The 16081-nt window shown below is 60.4% G+C and carries 17 protein-coding genes; 10 read left to right on the top strand and 7 right to left on the bottom strand.

The window, feature by feature from the left end; genetic code table 11:
* Positions 1 to 148 precede the first annotated feature (148 nt).
* Positions 149 to 1822 (top strand): cytochrome c oxidase subunit I, encoded by a 1674-nt coding sequence (locus EOL43_RS04405; RefSeq protein WP_133485946.1) that lies wholly within the window; start codon positions 149 to 151, stop codon positions 1820 to 1822.
* A 61-nt stretch (positions 1823 to 1883) separates the two neighbouring features.
* Here EOL43_RS04405 and EOL43_RS04400 read toward each other — a convergent pair whose 3' ends face one another.
* Entirely contained in the window at positions 1884 to 2234 is a 351-nt protein-coding gene (locus tag EOL43_RS04400) for a hypothetical protein (protein WP_133485944.1), read from the bottom strand.
* Positions 2235 to 2373: 139 nt separating this feature from the next.
* On the opposite strand from EOL43_RS04400, the gene EOL43_RS04395 reads away from it, so the two are divergent.
* Complete coding sequence (locus tag EOL43_RS04395; protein WP_133485942.1) at positions 2374 to 2877, top strand: DUF2244 domain-containing protein; 504 nt, start codon at positions 2374 to 2376, stop codon at positions 2875 to 2877.
* Between the two features lie 50 nt (positions 2878 to 2927).
* Here EOL43_RS04395 and EOL43_RS04390 read toward each other — a convergent pair whose 3' ends face one another.
* Positions 2928 to 3386: a GatB/YqeY domain-containing protein gene (locus tag EOL43_RS04390; protein ID WP_133485940.1), complete on the bottom strand. Its 459-nt coding sequence runs from the start codon at positions 3384 to 3386 to the stop codon at positions 2928 to 2930.
* A 188-nt stretch (positions 3387 to 3574) separates the two neighbouring features.
* Here EOL43_RS04390 and carA point away from each other — a divergent pair, with 188 nt between their 5' ends.
* Together carA and EOL43_RS04380 are read left to right on the top strand one after the other, a co-directional pair.
* Positions 3575 to 4747 carry a glutamine-hydrolyzing carbamoyl-phosphate synthase small subunit gene (gene carA / locus EOL43_RS04385; protein ID WP_133485938.1) on the top strand — a complete coding sequence of 391 codons (1173 nt, stop codon included), beginning with the start codon at positions 3575 to 3577 and terminating at the stop codon, positions 4745 to 4747.
* 128 nt (positions 4748 to 4875) lie between these two features.
* On the top strand, positions 4876 to 6873 hold the full coding sequence (locus EOL43_RS04380) for a glycosyltransferase family 2 protein (RefSeq protein ID WP_133485936.1): 1998 nt from the start codon (positions 4876 to 4878) through the stop codon (positions 6871 to 6873).
* On the opposite strand, the gene EOL43_RS04375 is transcribed toward EOL43_RS04380, so the two are convergent.
* The gene (locus EOL43_RS04375; RefSeq protein ID WP_240686456.1) at positions 6845 to 7489 is read right to left on the bottom strand and encodes a GntR family transcriptional regulator; all 645 of its coding nucleotides are present in this window, start codon (positions 7487 to 7489) and stop codon (positions 6845 to 6847) included. The two genes, EOL43_RS04380 and EOL43_RS04375, sit on opposite strands and share 29 nt — an antisense overlap.
* A gap of 149 nt (positions 7490 to 7638) precedes the next feature.
* Between EOL43_RS04375 and EOL43_RS04370 the strand changes: the two genes are divergently transcribed.
* The 3 genes from EOL43_RS04370 to EOL43_RS04360 all read left to right on the top strand — a co-directional run bounded on the left by EOL43_RS04370 (position 7639) and on the right by EOL43_RS04360 (position 9799).
* Complete coding sequence (locus EOL43_RS04370) at positions 7639 to 8286, top strand: pyrimidine 5'-nucleotidase (protein WP_133485932.1); 648 nt, start codon at positions 7639 to 7641, stop codon at positions 8284 to 8286.
* Between the two features lie 14 nt (positions 8287 to 8300).
* Entirely contained in the window at positions 8301 to 9500 is a 1200-nt protein-coding gene (locus tag EOL43_RS04365; RefSeq protein ID WP_133485931.1) for an FAD-dependent monooxygenase, read from the top strand.
* 98 nt (positions 9501 to 9598) lie between these two features.
* On the top strand, positions 9599 to 9799 hold the full coding sequence (locus EOL43_RS04360; protein ID WP_133485928.1) for a hypothetical protein: 201 nt from the start codon (positions 9599 to 9601) through the stop codon (positions 9797 to 9799).
* A gap of 51 nt (positions 9800 to 9850) precedes the next feature.
* On the opposite strand, the gene EOL43_RS04355 is transcribed toward EOL43_RS04360, so the two are convergent.
* From EOL43_RS04355 to EOL43_RS04345, 3 genes are read right to left on the bottom strand one after another with little or no spacing between them, the layout of a single operon-like run.
* Complete coding sequence (locus EOL43_RS04355; RefSeq protein WP_133485927.1) at positions 9851 to 10978, bottom strand: aminotransferase class V-fold PLP-dependent enzyme; 1128 nt, start codon at positions 10976 to 10978, stop codon at positions 9851 to 9853.
* A gap of 60 nt (positions 10979 to 11038) precedes the next feature.
* On the bottom strand, positions 11039 to 11494 hold the full coding sequence (locus EOL43_RS04350; protein WP_133485925.1) for an Lrp/AsnC family transcriptional regulator: 456 nt from the start codon (positions 11492 to 11494) through the stop codon (positions 11039 to 11041).
* Positions 11491 to 11946 carry an Lrp/AsnC family transcriptional regulator gene (locus EOL43_RS04345; protein ID WP_133485923.1) on the bottom strand — a complete coding sequence of 152 codons (456 nt, stop codon included), beginning with the start codon at positions 11944 to 11946 and terminating at the stop codon, positions 11491 to 11493. Before EOL43_RS04345 ends, EOL43_RS04350 begins: the two co-directional genes overlap by 4 nt.
* Before the next feature lie 139 nt (positions 11947 to 12085).
* Here EOL43_RS04345 and ilvC point away from each other — a divergent pair, with 139 nt between their 5' ends.
* The 3 genes from ilvC (at position 12086) to EOL43_RS04330 (ending at position 14717) form a co-directional block, all read left to right on the top strand.
* Entirely contained in the window at positions 12086 to 13108 is a 1023-nt protein-coding gene (ilvC, locus tag EOL43_RS04340; RefSeq protein ID WP_133485921.1) for a ketol-acid reductoisomerase, read from the top strand.
* 107 nt (positions 13109 to 13215) lie between these two features.
* Positions 13216 to 14118 carry a DMT family transporter gene (locus tag EOL43_RS04335; RefSeq protein ID WP_133485919.1) on the top strand — a complete coding sequence of 301 codons (903 nt, stop codon included), beginning with the start codon at positions 13216 to 13218 and terminating at the stop codon, positions 14116 to 14118.
* A 62-nt stretch (positions 14119 to 14180) separates the two neighbouring features.
* Positions 14181 to 14717: a hypothetical protein gene (locus tag EOL43_RS04330; protein ID WP_133485917.1), complete on the top strand. Its 537-nt coding sequence runs from the start codon at positions 14181 to 14183 to the stop codon at positions 14715 to 14717.
* Between the two features lie 9 nt (positions 14718 to 14726).
* Here the strand turns inward: EOL43_RS04330 and glmM are convergent, their stop codons facing one another.
* Positions 14727 to 16070, bottom strand: a complete 1344-nt coding sequence (glmM, locus tag EOL43_RS04325; RefSeq protein ID WP_133485915.1) for a phosphoglucosamine mutase — start codon at positions 16068 to 16070, stop codon at positions 14727 to 14729.
* Positions 16071 to 16081: the final 11 nt, after the last annotated feature.

Raw genomic sequence — 16081 nt, 5'->3', positions numbered from 1 at the left:
TGGAATTTATGTCCACGGGACGCATTTTTTTTGGCATTTCGTTGCATTGCAGCGTTGCCCCTGACCCACCCAGCATATTAAACACGTTAAAAAGCCGGGCAGGGTGACTCCCTGCCTTGGTTACGTTTAACCCCAAAGGGAGGGATACATGGCGGACGCAGCCATCCACGACCATGACCACCACGACGATCGTGGTTTCTTTACCCGGTGGTTCATGTCGACCAACCACAAGGACATCGGTATTCTGTACCTGTTCCTTGCAGGTCTGACGGGTTTCATCTCGGTTTCTTTCACTGTCTACATGCGCATGGAGCTCATGGAGCCCGGCGTTCAGTACATGTGCCTTGAAGGTGCGCGTTTCATCGCGGATGCCGCGGCTGAATGTACACCCAACGGCCACTTGTGGAATGTGATGATCACCTATCACGGCGTACTGATGATGTTCTTCGTCGTCATTCCTGCCTTGTTTGGTGGTTTCGGCAACTACTTCATGCCGCTGCAGATTGGTGCACCGGACATGGCGTTCCCGCGCATGAACAACCTGTCGTTCTGGCTGTATGCCACGGGTGTTGCACTTGGCGTTGCCTCGCTACTGGCGCCGGGTGGTAACGACCAGCTGGGGTCGGGCGTTGGTTGGGTTCTGTACCCGCCGCTGTCCACGACCGAGGGCGGATACTCGATGGATCTGGCGATCTTCGCCGTTCACGTCTCGGGTGCGTCGTCGATCCTGGGTGCGATCAACATCATCACCACGTTCCTGAACATGCGTGCCCCCGGCATGACCCTGTTCAAAGTGCCTCTGTTTGCGTGGTCGATCTTCGTGACCGCATGGCTGATCCTTCTGTCGCTGCCGGTTCTGGCAGGCGCCATCACCATGCTGCTGATCGACCGTAACTTCGGCGGGACCTTCTTTGACCCGTCGGGCGGTGGCGACCCGATCCTGTACCAGCACATCCTGTGGTTCTTCGGCCACCCGGAAGTGTACATCGTGATCCTGCCCGGCTTCGGCCTGATCAGCCACGTCATCGGCACCTTCGCGCGCAAACCGATCTTCGGCTACCTGCCGATGGTTTGGGCGCTGATCGCCATCGGCGTTATCGGCTTCGTTGTGTGGGCACACCACATGTACACCGTTGGCATGTCGCTGCAGCAGCAGTCCTACTTCATGCTGGCCACGATGGTCATCGCGGTTCCGACCGGCGTTAAGATCTTCTCGTGGATTGCAACGATGTGGGGCGGCTCGATCGAGTTCAAGACACCGATGCTGTTCGCTTTCGGCTTCCTGTTCCTGTTCACCATCGGTGGTGTGACCGGGGTTGTGCTGTCGCAGGCTGGCGTCGACCGTCTGTATCACGACACCTACTATGTTGTGGCGCACTTCCACTACACCATGTCTATGGGCGCGGCCTTCTGTATCTTCGCAGGCATCTACTTCTGGTTCGCCAAGATGTCGGGCCGTCAGTACCCCGAGCTGGCAGGTAAGATTCACTTCTGGATGTTCTTCATCGGCGTGAACGTGACCTTCTTCCCGCAGCACTTCCTGGGCCGTCAGGGCATGCCGCGTCGTTACATCGACTATCCGGAAGCTTTCGCCTACTGGAACAAGATCAGCTCGATCGGTGCAATGATCTCGTTCGCGTCGTTCCTGCTGTTCATCGGCATCGTGTTCTACACCCTGCTGGCTGGCCGTCGTGAAAACCGCGCCAACTACTGGAACGAATATGCGGATACGCTGGAATGGACCCTGCCCAGCCCGCCGCCGGAGCACACCTTTGAAATCCTGCCGAAGCAGGAAGAGTGGGACAAAGGCCACTCGCACTAAGGTGAGACTGAATATGGAAAAGGCCCGGATCTTCCGGGCCTTTTTCTTTTGGTCGGAAGGGTCAGGGCAAGTCCAACCGGAACCGTTCCTGCCCCCAGCCATCCGCACTGGTTCGCGCCCGGATCCAGACCGTCGTCACGCCTTCGGGCACATCGACGCCCGATAAGCTGCGGGTAAAGGGCTGTTCATTCACATGCGGATGCGCCAGCACGCGGGTGCCCAACACCTCGCCGCCCTCGGTCTCGACCCGCCAGCCATCGGCATAGTCATCCCAGCCGGCCTCTTCATGGGTCAGGGTGACGCTGATGCTCCACCCCGCGCCACTTGCCCGCGCTGTCGCGCCGTCAATCACCGCATCATGAGCCCACACAGGCCCGGCCATCACAAGTAGCCCCAGTATATATGTGCGCATCGCGACCTCCTGTCTTGGCCACAAGACTGCGCCCATCACGGCGAAAACACCAATCACATGGCAGCGAGCACGCCCCGCGCCTCTTGCCAAGCCCGCCCGTGATTTGCGAAAATTCACCCGTTCAGAAAGAGGTTCCCCGATGCCCTATGAGTGGGTTCAACCCGACGGCCCAGACGCCCCCAAAGCCGAGCTGCACCTGTGGCCCTACCGGTCCCTGCCCCGGCGCGGATTTGTCTGGATCATGGGGATGGGATTCGGACTGATGCTGTTGCCCCTGTTGGGCGTGATCGGGACAATGGCCCTGTGGGGATTACTGCCCTTCGGGCTGGCCGCCCTAGGTGCGCTGTGGTTCTTCATCGAGAAAAGCTACAAGGATGGCGAGATCCTGGAAGAACTCTGCATCTGGCCCGACCACATGACCCTGACCCGCCACGGCCCACGCGGCGACCTGCAGGAATGGGACGCGAACCCCTATTGGGTCTCTGTGCACCTGCACAAGTCAGGCGGGCCGATCCCGGATTATGTGACCCTGAAAGGTAATGGACGAGAGGTCGAACTGGGCGCGTTCCTGTCCGAGGATGAGCGCCCCCTGCTACATGAAGAGCTGTCGGAAAAGCTGATGCAGCTAAAGTCGCACCAATAAAAAATGCGAGGCCACGGCCCCGCATTCTTCCCAATCGTATTCTGGGTTGATCAGCCCAGCTTGGCCTTCACCATCGGGCCGACTTTGCCGAAGTCCATCTGGCCGGTGAATTTGGCTTTCAACGCGCCCATCACCTTGCCCATGTCGCGGATGCTCTCGGCGCCGACTTCGGCGATGGCGGCAGCCACGGCGGCCTCTGCCTCGTCTTCCGACAGCTGCTTGGGCAGGAAATCCTCGATCACCGTGATCTCAGAGCGTTCCTTCTCGGCCAGCTCCAGACGTCCGCCTTCTTCATAGGCGCGCGCGCTTTCCTGACGCTGTTTGACCATCTTGCCCAGAATGGCCAGCACGTCGGCATCCGACACCTGAGCGTCCTCGCCTTTTCCCCGCAGGGCGATGTCCTGATCCTTGATCGCGGCATTGATCAGCCGCAGCGTCGTCAACCGCTCGGCGTCTTTGTTTTTCATAGCCGTTTTCAGGGCGTCATTCAGCCGGCTGCGCATGTCCATGGGTCCATCCATAATCTGTGGCATTCACAAAGACGGGGTTTTACCCAAAAGCCGCAGGGCAATCAACCAATCTGTCAGGCGCTAACAGCGTAAAAATTAACAGCCGTGCCTTTTCAGCACAAAGCGGCCTTGACCCGCCCCGACCGCGACACTAGGTTCGCGCCAATTTGTCGATCGGGAGTCGCCCAATGTCCGCTGCCACCGCCCCTTCTCAGGAAAATGCCAAACCCACCGCCTGTCTTGTCCTTGCTGACGGCACGATCTTCTACGGTCAGGGGTTCGGAGCCACCGGTATCACTACAGCCGAGCTGTGCTTCAACACCGCCATGACCGGGTATCAAGAGATCATGACCGATCCGTCCTATGCAGGGCAGGTTGTCACCTTCACCTTCCCCCATGTGGGCAATGTGGGTGTGAACCCGGAAGATGACGAGACCACGAACCCGGTTGCCGCCGGGATGGTCGTCAAGTGGGATCCGACCGAGCCCTCGAACTGGCGTTCGACCGAACGTCTGGTGGATTGGCTGGCCAAGACCGGTCGCATCGGTATCGGGGGTGTCGACACCCGCCGCCTGACCCGTGCAATCCGTCATCAAGGCGCACCGCATGTGGCCATCGCCCATGACCCGGACGGAAACTTCGACATCGAAGCCTTGATCACTGAGGCCCGTGGCTTCTCGGGCCTTGAAGGTCTGGATCTGGCGAAAGAGGTCACCTGCGCCCAAAGCTATAAATGGGACGAGATGCGTTGGGCGTGGCCGGATGGTTACCCCAAGCAGGACAAGCCGCGCCACAAAGTCGTCGCGCTTGACTTCGGTGCCAAGCGCAACATCCTGCGTTGTCTGGCCTCGGCTGGCTGTGACGTCACCGTTCTGCCCGCCACCGCGACCGCAGAAGAAGTTCTGGCCCACAGCCCCGACGGTGTATTCCTGTCGAATGGCCCCGGCGACCCGGCAGCCACCGGCGAATACGCTGTGCCAATGATCAAGACCATTCTGGACACCACGGACCTGCCCGTCTTCGGGATCTGTCTGGGTCACCAGATGTTGGCACTGGCCCTTGGCGCACGCACGATCAAGATGAACCACGGCCACCACGGTGCAAACCACCCGGTCAAAGACAACGACACCGGCAAGGTCGAGATCACCTCGATGAACCACGGGTTCGCCGTCGACGCAGCCAGCCTGCCTGAAGGTGTGATCGAGACCCACGTGTCGCTGTTTGACGGCTCGAACTGCGGGATCCGCATGGAAACCCGCCCGGTCTTCTCGGTGCAGTATCACCCCGAAGCCAGCCCGGGCCCGATGGACAGCTATTACCTGTTCGAGCGGTTCTCGGACGCGATGGACGCGCGCGCCTGATCTAGGGCGCCACGGCCCATGCGGCCGCGACAAAATTGCACTTTTCAAACGTGATGGCGGGTTGGTTAACCCGCCATTAACCATTCTGGACCCAAGCTCGTCTGGTCTGACAGAACAACGAGCATAAAATGCCATCTCCAGATTTACGTATCATCCACACGAATGATGCGGCTTCGGTTCAGGCAGGGATCGAAGAACACCGCGCATTCGGATCTCACGCGGCCCGACCGGTCGCCCCAGCGCAGCCAATCCCCACGCCCGCGCGCCGCAAGCCTTTGGGCCAAGTGCTGGTGGAAATGGGCGCGCTGTCCCCCGAAAACTTGTCGATGGCCGTCGCCTTGATGGCGCGCGAGGATGCGCGCTTTGGTGACATCCTTTTGGCCAATGGCTGGATCAGCAAATCCGACCTCTATTCCGCCTTGGCACTTCAATACAGATGCGAGATCGCAGACCTAAAGACACACCGCCCCGACGTGCGCCTGATCGACCAGATCGGGGCCGAGTTCTGTATCCGGAACGGCATCGTCCCGTGGAAACGCGCGGGCGGGGCCACCATCATCATCTGCGCACGTCCCGACCAGTTCGAAAGCCTCTCTAAGAACTTCCCGGCCTCTTGGGGGAAATGCTATCTGGCCATCGCGCCCGAGGACGACATCCACACTGCCCTCGTTGACCTGCGCCATCGCAGCCTTGCCCAGCGCGCGGAAAGCCGCGTCGCCGCAGAGGACAGCTGCCGCACTTGGAGCCAAACCGCGGTGATGCGCTTCGGGTTGTCCTTGGTGCTGGCGATTAGCGCGGTCTTCGTGGTCTCAAGCTTCGCCGGGTTCGCTGTGCTGGTCGGCTGGGCCGTGCTAACGCTGATCCTGAATTCGTCTCTGAAAGCCATCGCCGCGTGGCAGTTCTTGCGCGCGCGACACGACGATGACGCCCCTGACCTCTCTCAATCGCCGCACGGTTTTCTGAAGCTGCCCACCGTATCCATCCTTGTCCCGCTCTATAAGGAACGCGAGATCGCTGGGCGGTTGGTGAAGCGGCTGGAACGCCTGTCTTATCCCCGCGAGCTTTTGGATATTTGTCTGGTGGTCGAGGAGGACGATAGCCTGACCCAGCAAACCCTCGCCCGCTCTGAGCTGCCGCGCTGGATGCGCCAGATCGTGGTGCCGCGCGGCGTCGTGAAAACCAAACCCCGCGCGATGAATTTCGCGCTGGATTTCTGCAAGGGCTCGATCATCGGCGTCTACGATGCCGAGGACGCCCCCGCCCCCGATCAGATCCACAAGGTCGTGCGTCGCTTCTCGGAACGCGGGCCCGAGGTCGCCTGCCTGCAAGGGAAGCTGGATTTCTACAACGCCCGCACCAATTGGCTGAGCCGCTGTTTCACCGTGGAATACGCCACATGGTGGGGGCTGGTCCTGCCGGGGGTCGAGCGTATGGGATTTGCCATTCCGTTGGGCGGCACCACCCTGTTCTTCCGTCGCAATGCGCTTGAGGAACTCGGTGGGTGGGACGCCCATAACGTGACTGAAGATGCCGATCTTGGCATCCGTCTGGCCCGTCGCGGATACCGGACCGAGCTGATTGACACCGTGACCGAAGAAGAAGCCAACTGCCGTGTCTGGCCGTGGATCAAGCAACGGTCGCGCTGGATCAAGGGTTATGCGATGACCTATGGCGTGCACATGCGCAACCCGCGCCAACTGCGCCGCGAACTTGGCTGGTGGAAATTCACGGGCTTCCAAATCCTGTTTCTGGGCGCGTTGTCGCAATTCCTACTGGCGCCAATTCTGTGGACCTTCTGGGCCTTCCCTCTGGGCCTGCCCCACCCGCTGCGCGGGGTCGCACCGCACAATCTGCTGGTCGTGCTGGGCACGGTGTTCATGGCAGCCGAACTGCTGACAATCACCGTGGGCGTGCAGGCGGTCAGCAACCCGAAGCATCGCTGGCTCAGATATTGGGTGCCCACCCTGCACTTCTATTATCCGCTGGCGTCCTTGGCCGCGATGAAAGGTTTTTTCGAGATCATGACCAAGCCGTTTTACTGGGACAAAACCCAGCACGGGAAGTTCGATCAGCCAACGGCAACGGATGAGGCGACGCTTAGTCCCCCAGCGTCGAATCCAGCTTGATCCGTGTCTCGAACGCCCGCGAGATGTGCTTTCTGAGCGCCGCACGGGCCGCGTCCTGATCGCGCACCTCGATGGCCGAGACGATCGCGTCGTGTTCTGCAATCGCGTCCTCGCTACGCCCTTCCGCAGCCAAGGATGTCGTTGCCAAAAGTGCCATCGAACGATGAACCAGATCCAATTGCTGCACCAGATAGCGGTTGTGCGAGGCCAAATGAAGCTGCTTGTGAAAACGGCGGTTGGCGCGTGACAATGCGGACGGGTTGTCCAGCAACTGCCGGTCTTCCTCGACCATCTCGCGCAGCACGCGGATCTCTTCAGGGGCGGCGTGTTGGGCTGCCAGCGATGCGGCCAGACCTTCCAGCTCGGCTCGCACCACGTAAAGCTCGGCCAATTGGCTGTGGTCCAGTGACGCCACGATCAGGCTGCGCCCGTCGCGGGTCAAAAGCGACTGCGTTTCCAAGCGCTGCAGCGCCTCGCGGATTGGGGTCCGGGACACGCCAAACCGCTCGGCCAGCTCGTTTTCGACCAGCCGATCGCCGGGCTTATATGTGCCCGTGTCAATCGCATCGAGGATCATCTCATACGCGTCGCGTTGTCCCTGTTTACCCTCAGCCACCATTCTGTCCTTCCGGCCTTTATTGATCCGCACAGATAAGCATGCTGCCATGAACATGGCAAACACCAAGCACGCGTCGCGACGTCGCAGAGCCCGTTTTCGTCGAATAAGACCTTTAACCTGCCCCGGCGGCGGTCTATTTTCCCCCCATGGTCGCCGATCTGTTCTCTCATGTCAGTCACTGGGTTTTTGACTTGGACAACACGCTGTACCCGCCGCGGGTTCGGCTGTTTGACCAGATCGAAGTGCGCATGACCAACTGGGTGATGGATGAACTCGGCGTTGACCGGGCCGAGGCGGATCGCCTGCGCCAAAAATACTGGCGCGAGCATGGCACCACGCTGGCCGGTTTGATGCGCGAGCATGGGGTGGATCCCGGTCCCTATCTGCATGACGTACATGATATCTCGTTTGATGCGTTGGAACCCGACCACGATCTGGCCAGCCACATCACCAACCTGCCGGGGCGCAAGATCGTTTATACCAACGGTTCGGCCCCCTATGCCGAACAGGTACTGGCCGCGCGCGGACTGTCGGGGCTGTTTGACGCAATCTATGGGGTTGAGCACGCTGATTTCCACCCAAAGCCCGACCGCGCCGCCTTTGATGCCGTCTTTGCGCGCGACGGCGTGAAACCCGATGTCGCCGCCATGTTCGAAGACGACCCCCGCAATCTGGCCGTACCGCATGAACTGGGCATGAAAACCGTCCACGTCGCGCCAACGCCCGAGCCCGCCGATCACATTCACCACCATACCGACGACCTGACCGCGTTTCTGGAGCGGCTGGTGAAGTAGCCAAAGGACACATCATGACCGAACATCGTGCTGACATTTTCATCTCGGGCGGCGGGATCGCCGGTCAGGTGTCCGCAGCCGCCTTTGCCGCTGCTGGGTTCAGCGTGGTCATGGCTGATCCCTTCGTACCCGTCACCACGGCGAATGAAGATAAATCCGACCTGCGGTCTACCGCGTTTTTGCGCCCTGCCCGCCAACTGTTCGACCGCGTGGGCCTCTGGCCGCATCTGAAAGACCATGCCAAGCCGCTGGACCAATTGGCCGTGATCGACACGACCGGCTGGCCGCCCGAAGTGCGCGACCGGCGGGTGTTCCGCTCGGACGATATGGGGGACGAGCCTTTCGGCTGGAACCTGATGAACTGGGTCGTCCGGCGCGAGATCTGGGCCTATCTGCAAAACCAGCCGCTGATCACGCCGCTCTACGGCACGGGCTTCCGCTCGATGGTGCAGCGCACCGGCGAGATCATCGTCACCCTCACGAACGGCGACCGCGTGCGCGCCCGAATGGGGATCGCGGCGGATGGCAAGTTCTCGCCCCTGCGCGAAGCCGCGGGGATCACGGTGTCCACCACCCGTTATGGACAGAAATCACTGGCCTTCACAGTCACGCACGACCTGCCGCACGGCAACATCTCGACCGAGATCTATAACGAGGGCGGCCCCTTCACCATCGTGCCGCTGCCCGACATGGATGGCAAACCGGCATCAGCCATCGTTTGGATGAACAAGGGTCCGCGTGCGGTCGAGTTGATGAACATGGATGTGGCCGAGTTTGAAGATGTGATGTTCCAGCGCTCGACCGGGTTGTTGGGGCGGATGCATCTGGAAGGCAACCGCTCGGTCTGGCCGATCGTCACGCAGACGGCGGATCAGCTGGTCGCAGGCCGTGTGGCCGTGGTTGCCGAAGCCGCCCATGCCCTGCCCCCGATTGGCGCGCAGGGGCTGAACACGTCATTGAATGACGTCATCGCCCTGCTGGAACTGGCCGAGGCCGATCCAAGCGCCCTAGGTGATCCCGCGATGATGAAGGCCTATGACGCCGCCCGCGCGCCCGACATCGCCCGCCGCGCCCGCGCCATCGACCTGTTCAACCGGGTCACGCGGTCTGGCGACGGTGTGATGCAAACCGTGCGCCTTTTGGGCCTGAAAGCGGTGCATGATGTGGCCCCCATGCGCAAGCGCGTGATGCGGGCGGGGCTTGGCCCAAGCTAACCCACCTGCGGCAGGCCGTCACATGACAGGATTGTCGCATTCCACCTTCTGAACACATGCAGGATATACGCCCCGCAACGTGAACAGGAGACTTTACCATGGCAACCGAACTGACCCCGGAACAGCAAGCCAAAGACGCCCGCGCCGAGAAAATCGCCTTCATGATCATCGGCGCGATCCTTGCCGCCCTTGTCGGGGGCTTCCTTCTGAAAGGTGTGATGGGCGTGGGGCTTGTTGCTCTGGCAACCGTCCCCGTGATCTATCTGCTGCTGGTCATCATGGCAGGCGGTAAGGGCTAAGCCCGCCCCGGACAAAGAAACGGCGCGTCCGGAAGGCGCGCCGTTTTGTATTTAAAGCACTTTCTTCAGCGCATCCTCAAGCCGGGCCACGCTGGCATCGACATCATAAAGCTTGTCGAGCCCGAAGAGACCCAAACGGAAGGACGAATAGTCGTCGCCCTCGTCCACCATCAACGGCACACCTGCTGCGATCTGCACACCTTCGGCAGCAAAGGCCTTGCCCGCCTTGATGTCGGGATTTGCGGTGTAAGACACGACCACGCCCGGCGCTTCGAACCCTTCGGCAGCCACGGATTTAATGCCGTTCTCTGCCAGCAACGCACGGACACGGCGCCCTTGCTCCCACTGGGCGTCTCGCAGTTTTTCGAACCCATATTCCTTGGTTTCCAGCATCGTATCGCGAAACGCGCGCAGCGCGTCGGTGGGCATCGTCGCGTGATAAGCATGCCCACCACCTTCATAGGCCTCCATGATCGACAGCCACTTGCCCAGGTCCACCGCGAACGAGGTCGAGGTCGCGGCTTTCGCGATGTCCCGCGCGGTGTCGTTCATCATGACGATTCCGGCAGAAGGCTGGGCCGACCAGCCCTTTTGAGGGGCCGAAATCAGGACATCCACGCCGGTCGCCTTCATGTCGACCCACGCACAGCCCGAGGCAATGCAGTCCAGAACGAAGATCCCACCAACGCCGTGCACGGCATCGGCCACCGCTGTGATATAGTCATCGGGCAAGATCATACCCGACGCGGTTTCCACATGCGGGGCGAACACGACGTCTGGCTTCTCTTCCTTGATTTTCGCGACGACCTCGTCAATTGGAGCAGGCGCAAAGGGTGCGTCCGGAGCGTTGCCCACGCGGCGCGCTTTCATCACGGTTTCCGCTGACGGGATCGCCCCCATCTCGAAAATCTGGCTCCAGCGGAAGGAAAAGAACCCGTTGCGAATGACCATCACCCGCTTGCCGGTCGCGAACTGACGCGCAACAGCCTCCATCGCGTAGGTGCCGCCACCGGGGACAAGCGCAACGGCATCGGCGTTATAGACCTCTTTCAACGTGGTCGAGATGTCCGTCATCACGCCCTGAAAGGCTTGGGACATGTGGTTCAGGGATCGGTCGGTGAACACGACCGAAAACTCAAGCATCCCATCAGGATCAATGTCGGGCAGAAGTGCGGGCATGTCAGGTCTCCTTCGCAATGAGTGGACAACATTAACCAGAATCCGGCAGCAGGAAAGTCTTCAAACCGGCCCGGGCCGTCGTTCTTCCGACAAAAGCACGTTGGCCTCGACATCCCCCACGCCCGGCATGGTCATGATCCGGCGCCGCAGCACACGTTCGAAATCCGAGATATCGCGGGCCACAACCCGCAGGCGGTAGTCATAGAGACCCAGTACGTGCTCGACCGTCTGTACCTCGGGGATCGCTGACACGGCGCGTTCGAAATCGTCTAGACTGACTCGCCCCTTGGTGGCGAGCTTCACGCCCAGAAACACGGTCACGCCGAACCCCAGCGCCTCGCGGTCCAGATCCAGCCGCCGTCCGGCAATGACACCAAGATCGGTCAGGCGCTTGATACGGCGCCACGCGGCAGGTTGGCTCAGGCCCACTTCGCGTCCAAGAGCGCCAGCGGATTGCGTGGCATCCTCGGCCAGCAGGCGCAGCAGGGCCAGATCAATCTCGTCAAACTCGGTCATAGCGGCAGGCTTTCATCCGATTTGATCCGCGCCACATGCATCAAGGCCTCGATATCTGCGATGTGCGGCAGCGCCAGAATTTGGTCGCGATAGATGCCTTGATAATGCGGCATGTCGCGGGCGATGACGGACAGGCGCACATCGACGCGGCCCACGAAGGTCTGGATCTCGATCACTTCCCGGATGGCGCGGGCGGCGTCGATGAAATCATCAAAAGCGCGGGGCTGGGTCTTATCGAGCGTCACCCGCAGACTGACCTCGACCTCATAGCCCAAAGCACGCCAGTTGATCACCGCACGCGGGCCGCGCAGGATTTTCTGATCGCGCAGTCGTTCGACCCTGCGCGATAAGCGTGCCGCGGACAAACCCACCCGGTCTGCCAACTCGGACCCGCCGAGAGTCGGATCCGCCTGCATTTGTCGCAGAATTCGTCTGTCGAGATCATCTAACATGAATTTTCTATTATCATGCCTATTGACGAATAGTTAGCCATAATTTTTCGCAAAATATACCCGTTATTCATCTCGAACCCTGCCCATTCATACCTATGATGCGGCCTCAGAGAACAACTCATGCAACGGAGCACCCGATATGCGCGTTTACTACGATCGCGATTGCGACATTAACCTGATCAAAGACAAAAAAGTTGCCATCCTGGGCTACGGCTCGCAAGGCCACGCACACGCGCTGAACCTGCGCGACTCGGGCGCCAAGAACCTTGTTGTTGCCCTGCGCGAAGGCTCGGCATCGGCCAAGAAAGCCGAAGCTGAAGGTCTGGAAGTTATGGGCATCGCCGAAGCAGCTGCTTGGTGTGACCTGATCATGTTCACCATGCCCGACGAACTGCAGGCTGAAACCTACAAGAAATACGTTCACGACAACATCAAGCCGGGCGCAGCGATTGCATTCGCTCACGGCCTGAACGTTCACTTCGGCTTGATCGAGCCGAAAGAAGGCGTTGACGTGATCATGATGGCCCCCAAAGGCCCGGGTCACACCGTACGCGGCGAATACGTCAAAGGCGGCGGCGTACCCTGTCTGGTCGCTGTTGACACCGACGCAACCGGCAAAGCGCTGGAAATCGGCCTGTCCTATTGCTCGGCCATCGGTGGCGGCCGCTCGGGCATCATCGAAACCAACTTCCGTGAAGAGTGCGAAACCGACCTGTTCGGCGAGCAGGCTGTTCTGTGCGGCGGTATCGTCGAGCTGATCCGTTGCGGTTTTGAAACTCTGGTTGAAGCCGGCTACGCACCGGAAATGGCTTACTTCGAGTGTCTGCACGAAACCAAGCTGATCGTAGACCTGATCTATGAAGGCGGCATCGCCAACATGGATTACTCGATCTCGAACACCGCAGAATACGGCCAGTACGTCACCGGCCCGCGCATCCTGCCTTACGAAGCCACCAAGAAAGCCATGAAAGAATCGCTGGAAGACATCCAGACCGGTAAATTCGTGCGTGACTTCATGCTGGAGAACGCTGTTGGTCAGCCGACCATCAAAGCTGCCCGCCGTCACAACGACGAGCACCAGATCGAGGTTGTCGGTAAGAAACTGCGCGACATGATGCCTTGGATCTCGGCTGGTAAGCTGGTTGACCAAGAAAAGAACTAAGACCTGAACACGGTCACGCGGTGGGTTGATTTCCATCGCAACTAAAGATCAAGTGGGGCGTCCGACACCGGGCGCCCTTTCTTCTTTGCGCATCACTGCGAGGTTCCATGACCGACAATCCTACCACCCGCGACTGGGCGGGCGTCATTGCCCTTGGTCTGATCTGGGGTGGCACCTTCATGGTCGTAGCTATCGCGCTTGAAGGGTACGGCCCGGTGACAGTCGCCACGTCGCGCACCACTTTGGGCGCTGTAGCGTTGCTGGGGTTGGTCATGGCAACGGGGCGCAGCATGCCAAAATGGGACGCCACATTGTGGTGGATCATCTCGATCGTTGGCATTCTGTCCACCGCGTTGCCTTTCGTGCTGCTGAGCTGGGGGCAACAATACGTCCCATCGGCCTTTGCTGGTCTCTCCATGGCCTCGATCCCGTTGATGGTGTTGCCCTTGGCTCACTTCTTCTCGGACGAACCTTTGAACATGCGCAAATTCATCGGGGTTACGCTGGGATTTTGCGGCGCGCTGGTTCTGATCGGACCGGGGCTGGCGCAACTTGGACAAGGGACAGAACCCCTCGCGCAACTGGCCTGTATCGGGGCCGCGCTGTGCTATTCCATTGCGTCGATCCTGACGCGCCGCTGCCCGCCGATTGATCCGCTGGTATTGGCGGCGCTGACACTTGTGGTGGGATCGGTTGTCCTGTTCCCAATCATGCTGATGACCGAAGGATGGCCGGCATGGGAAGGCACCCGCTCGGGGCTGGCAATCGTCGCCTTGGGGCTTCTACCCACAGCACTGGCAACACTTCTGCGTGTCGCGATCATCATCAGCGCGGGCTCGGTTTTCATGACGCTGGTGAACTACCAAGTTCCCGCATGGTCGATGGTTTTCGGCGCGTGGATCCTGTCCGAGGCGCTTCCGCTGCGCTTCTTCGCAGCGCTTGCCCTGATCATGGCAGGACTGGCGATCAGCCAATGGTACAGCCTGCGTAAGATGTTGGCGGGGCGCTGAACGCGCCGCGGATTTCGTGAATATCGGCAATCGTGATACCCTGCCTAAAGGGGAGGATTGTCATGAAACGAAGAACTCTTATTACGCATGCAAGCGCAGCTGCGATTTGCACACCCAACCTGCTGCTTGCCACCCAACGTGAACGCCGCATTTCCGAAGCCCGCATTCACTTTATTCGCAATGGCTTACGGATCGTACCGATCGCCTTGCTTGCCTTGACGGCGGCTGGCCCATACGGATGGAACCTGAGAAGGAACTTCCCTCAATTCCCGGTCGCATCCGCCTTGCTTGGGGCGCTTGCCTTAAACAGCTTGCGAGCAACATTACCCGCACGACTGGCCGGTGCTGTGCCGTGGGGTGATGTCTTTCTGTATGAAAACTTGTTGGCGTTGCGCCCAGTTTCCAACACGCCGCTCCCAAGACGATGCGCAGTCACCCATGACGACATCGAGTGGCAGATCAAACAACGCGCCAGAAAGTTGGCGATAAAGAACATACCCGGCCTTGACGCACTGTTCAGGACACGGGTCGGCCGCGCCTACGCGACGCAGGCCGAGCTGATCGTCTTCCTGCGCCCAACGCTCATCCAAGAGCCATAGGGGGCGGGCTTAGGTGACGGCCTCGACCTCGGCGACGATGCCGTCGACGACTTGCGACAGAAGGGCGTCATCTTCGCACTCCGCCATCACGCGGATCAGGGGTTCCGTGCCGGATTTGCGGATCAGCAGCCGTCCTTTTCCGTTCAACCTGCCTTCGGCATCAGCGATGGCAGCTTTCACACTGTCGACCTCAAGCGGGGTTTGGCCCAAGGTGTAACGCACGTTCTTCAACATCTGCGGCACGGTCTCGAAGACCTGGCACAGTTCAGACGCAGGCTTGCCGGTTTCGACCATGCACGCGAGGAACTGAAGCCCCGCCAACAGGCCGTCGCCCGTGGTCGCATAATCCGTCATCACGATATGGCCAGACTGCTCGCCGCCCAGATTATAGCCGCCCGCGCGCATCGCTTCGACCACGTGGCGGTCGCCCACTTTGGTGCGCAGAAGCTCAAGCCCCTGCGCTGCCAGATGGCGTTCTAACCCGAGGTTCGACATCACCGTCGCGACCAGCTTGCCACCCTTCAAGCGCCCTTCAGACGCCCAATGCGTCGCGAAAAGTGCCATGAGCTGATCACCGTCCGCCACCTGACCCTTCTCGTCGATGATCATGATGCGATCCGCGTCGCCGTCCAGACAGATGCCCAGATCCGCGCCATGTTCCAGCACGGTACGCGCCGCCAAAGCAGTGTCGGTCGATCCGCAGCCCTTATTGATATTCGTCCCGTCGGGCGAGACACCAACGGGGATGATCTCGGCCCCCAGCTCCCACAGGGCGTCAGGCGCCGCGCGATAGGCCGCGCCATTCGCGCAGTCGATCACGACCTTCATGCCGTTCAGGCGCTTGTGCTGCGGGAAGGTGGTTTTCAGATATTCGGTATAGCGCTGGCGGGCTTCCTCGATCCGCTTGGCGCGGCCGATGTTTTGCGGCTGCACCGGGTCGACGCCATCGTGGACCATGCGCTCGATCTCGGCCTCGTCCTCATCCGACAGTTTGAAGCCGTCGGGGCCAAAGAACTTGATGCCATTGTCATGGAACGGGTTGTGCGAGGCCGAGATCATGATGCCCAGATCCGCCCGCATCGAATGGGTCGCACGCCCCACGGCCGGCGTCGGCACCGGCCCCAAAAGCAGCACGTTCATACCCGTCGAGGTCAGCCCCGCCGTCAGCGCGTTCTCCAGCATATAGCCCGACAGACGGGTGTCCTTGCCGATGACGACCCGGTGCCCGTTGGAATGATCGCGTCGGAAGTGACGGCCCGCAGCCGCCCCCAGTTTCAACGCCATCTCTGCTGTCATGGGCCAGGAATTCGTCAGCCCACGTACTCCGTCGGTTCCGAAGAGTTTTTCGACCATACTGCCGCCTT

Source organism: Aliiroseovarius marinus, from assembly GCF_004360145.1.
Classification (GTDB): domain Bacteria; phylum Pseudomonadota; class Alphaproteobacteria; order Rhodobacterales; family Rhodobacteraceae; genus Aliiroseovarius; species Aliiroseovarius marinus.
The sequence above is the reverse complement of the archived record's forward strand: the minus strand, read 5'-3'. Positions and strand labels throughout refer to the sequence as shown.

What these genes read in the sequence shown, in the direction of transcription:
- EOL43_RS04405 (WP_133485946.1), top strand. Translation starts at nt 149, where the DNA reads ATGGCGGACGCAGCCATCCACGACCATGACCACCACGACGATCGTGGT.
- EOL43_RS04400 (WP_133485944.1), bottom strand. Translation starts at nt 2,234, where the DNA reads ATGCGCACATATATACTGGGGCTACTTGTGATGGCCGGGCCTGTGTGG.
- EOL43_RS04395 (WP_133485942.1), top strand. Translation starts at nt 2,374, where the DNA reads ATGCCCTATGAGTGGGTTCAACCCGACGGCCCAGACGCCCCCAAAGCC.
- EOL43_RS04390 (WP_133485940.1), bottom strand. Translation starts at nt 3,386, where the DNA reads ATGGACATGCGCAGCCGGCTGAATGACGCCCTGAAAACGGCTATGAAA.
- carA (WP_133485938.1), top strand. Translation starts at nt 3,575, where the DNA reads ATGTCCGCTGCCACCGCCCCTTCTCAGGAAAATGCCAAACCCACCGCC.
- EOL43_RS04380 (WP_133485936.1), top strand. Translation starts at nt 4,876, where the DNA reads ATGCCATCTCCAGATTTACGTATCATCCACACGAATGATGCGGCTTCG.
- EOL43_RS04370 (WP_133485932.1), top strand. Translation starts at nt 7,639, where the DNA reads ATGGTCGCCGATCTGTTCTCTCATGTCAGTCACTGGGTTTTTGACTTG.
- EOL43_RS04365 (WP_133485931.1), top strand. Translation starts at nt 8,301, where the DNA reads ATGACCGAACATCGTGCTGACATTTTCATCTCGGGCGGCGGGATCGCC.
- EOL43_RS04360 (WP_133485928.1), top strand. Translation starts at nt 9,599, where the DNA reads ATGGCAACCGAACTGACCCCGGAACAGCAAGCCAAAGACGCCCGCGCC.
- EOL43_RS04355 (WP_133485927.1), bottom strand. Translation starts at nt 10,978, where the DNA reads ATGCCCGCACTTCTGCCCGACATTGATCCTGATGGGATGCTTGAGTTT.
- EOL43_RS04350 (WP_133485925.1), bottom strand. Translation starts at nt 11,494, where the DNA reads ATGACCGAGTTTGACGAGATTGATCTGGCCCTGCTGCGCCTGCTGGCC.
- EOL43_RS04345 (WP_133485923.1), bottom strand. Translation starts at nt 11,946, where the DNA reads ATGTTAGATGATCTCGACAGACGAATTCTGCGACAAATGCAGGCGGAT.
- ilvC (WP_133485921.1), top strand. Translation starts at nt 12,086, where the DNA reads ATGCGCGTTTACTACGATCGCGATTGCGACATTAACCTGATCAAAGAC.
- EOL43_RS04335 (WP_133485919.1), top strand. Translation starts at nt 13,216, where the DNA reads ATGACCGACAATCCTACCACCCGCGACTGGGCGGGCGTCATTGCCCTT.
- EOL43_RS04330 (WP_133485917.1), top strand. Translation starts at nt 14,181, where the DNA reads ATGAAACGAAGAACTCTTATTACGCATGCAAGCGCAGCTGCGATTTGC.
- glmM (WP_133485915.1), bottom strand. Translation starts at nt 16,070, where the DNA reads ATGGTCGAAAAACTCTTCGGAACCGACGGAGTACGTGGGCTGACGAAT.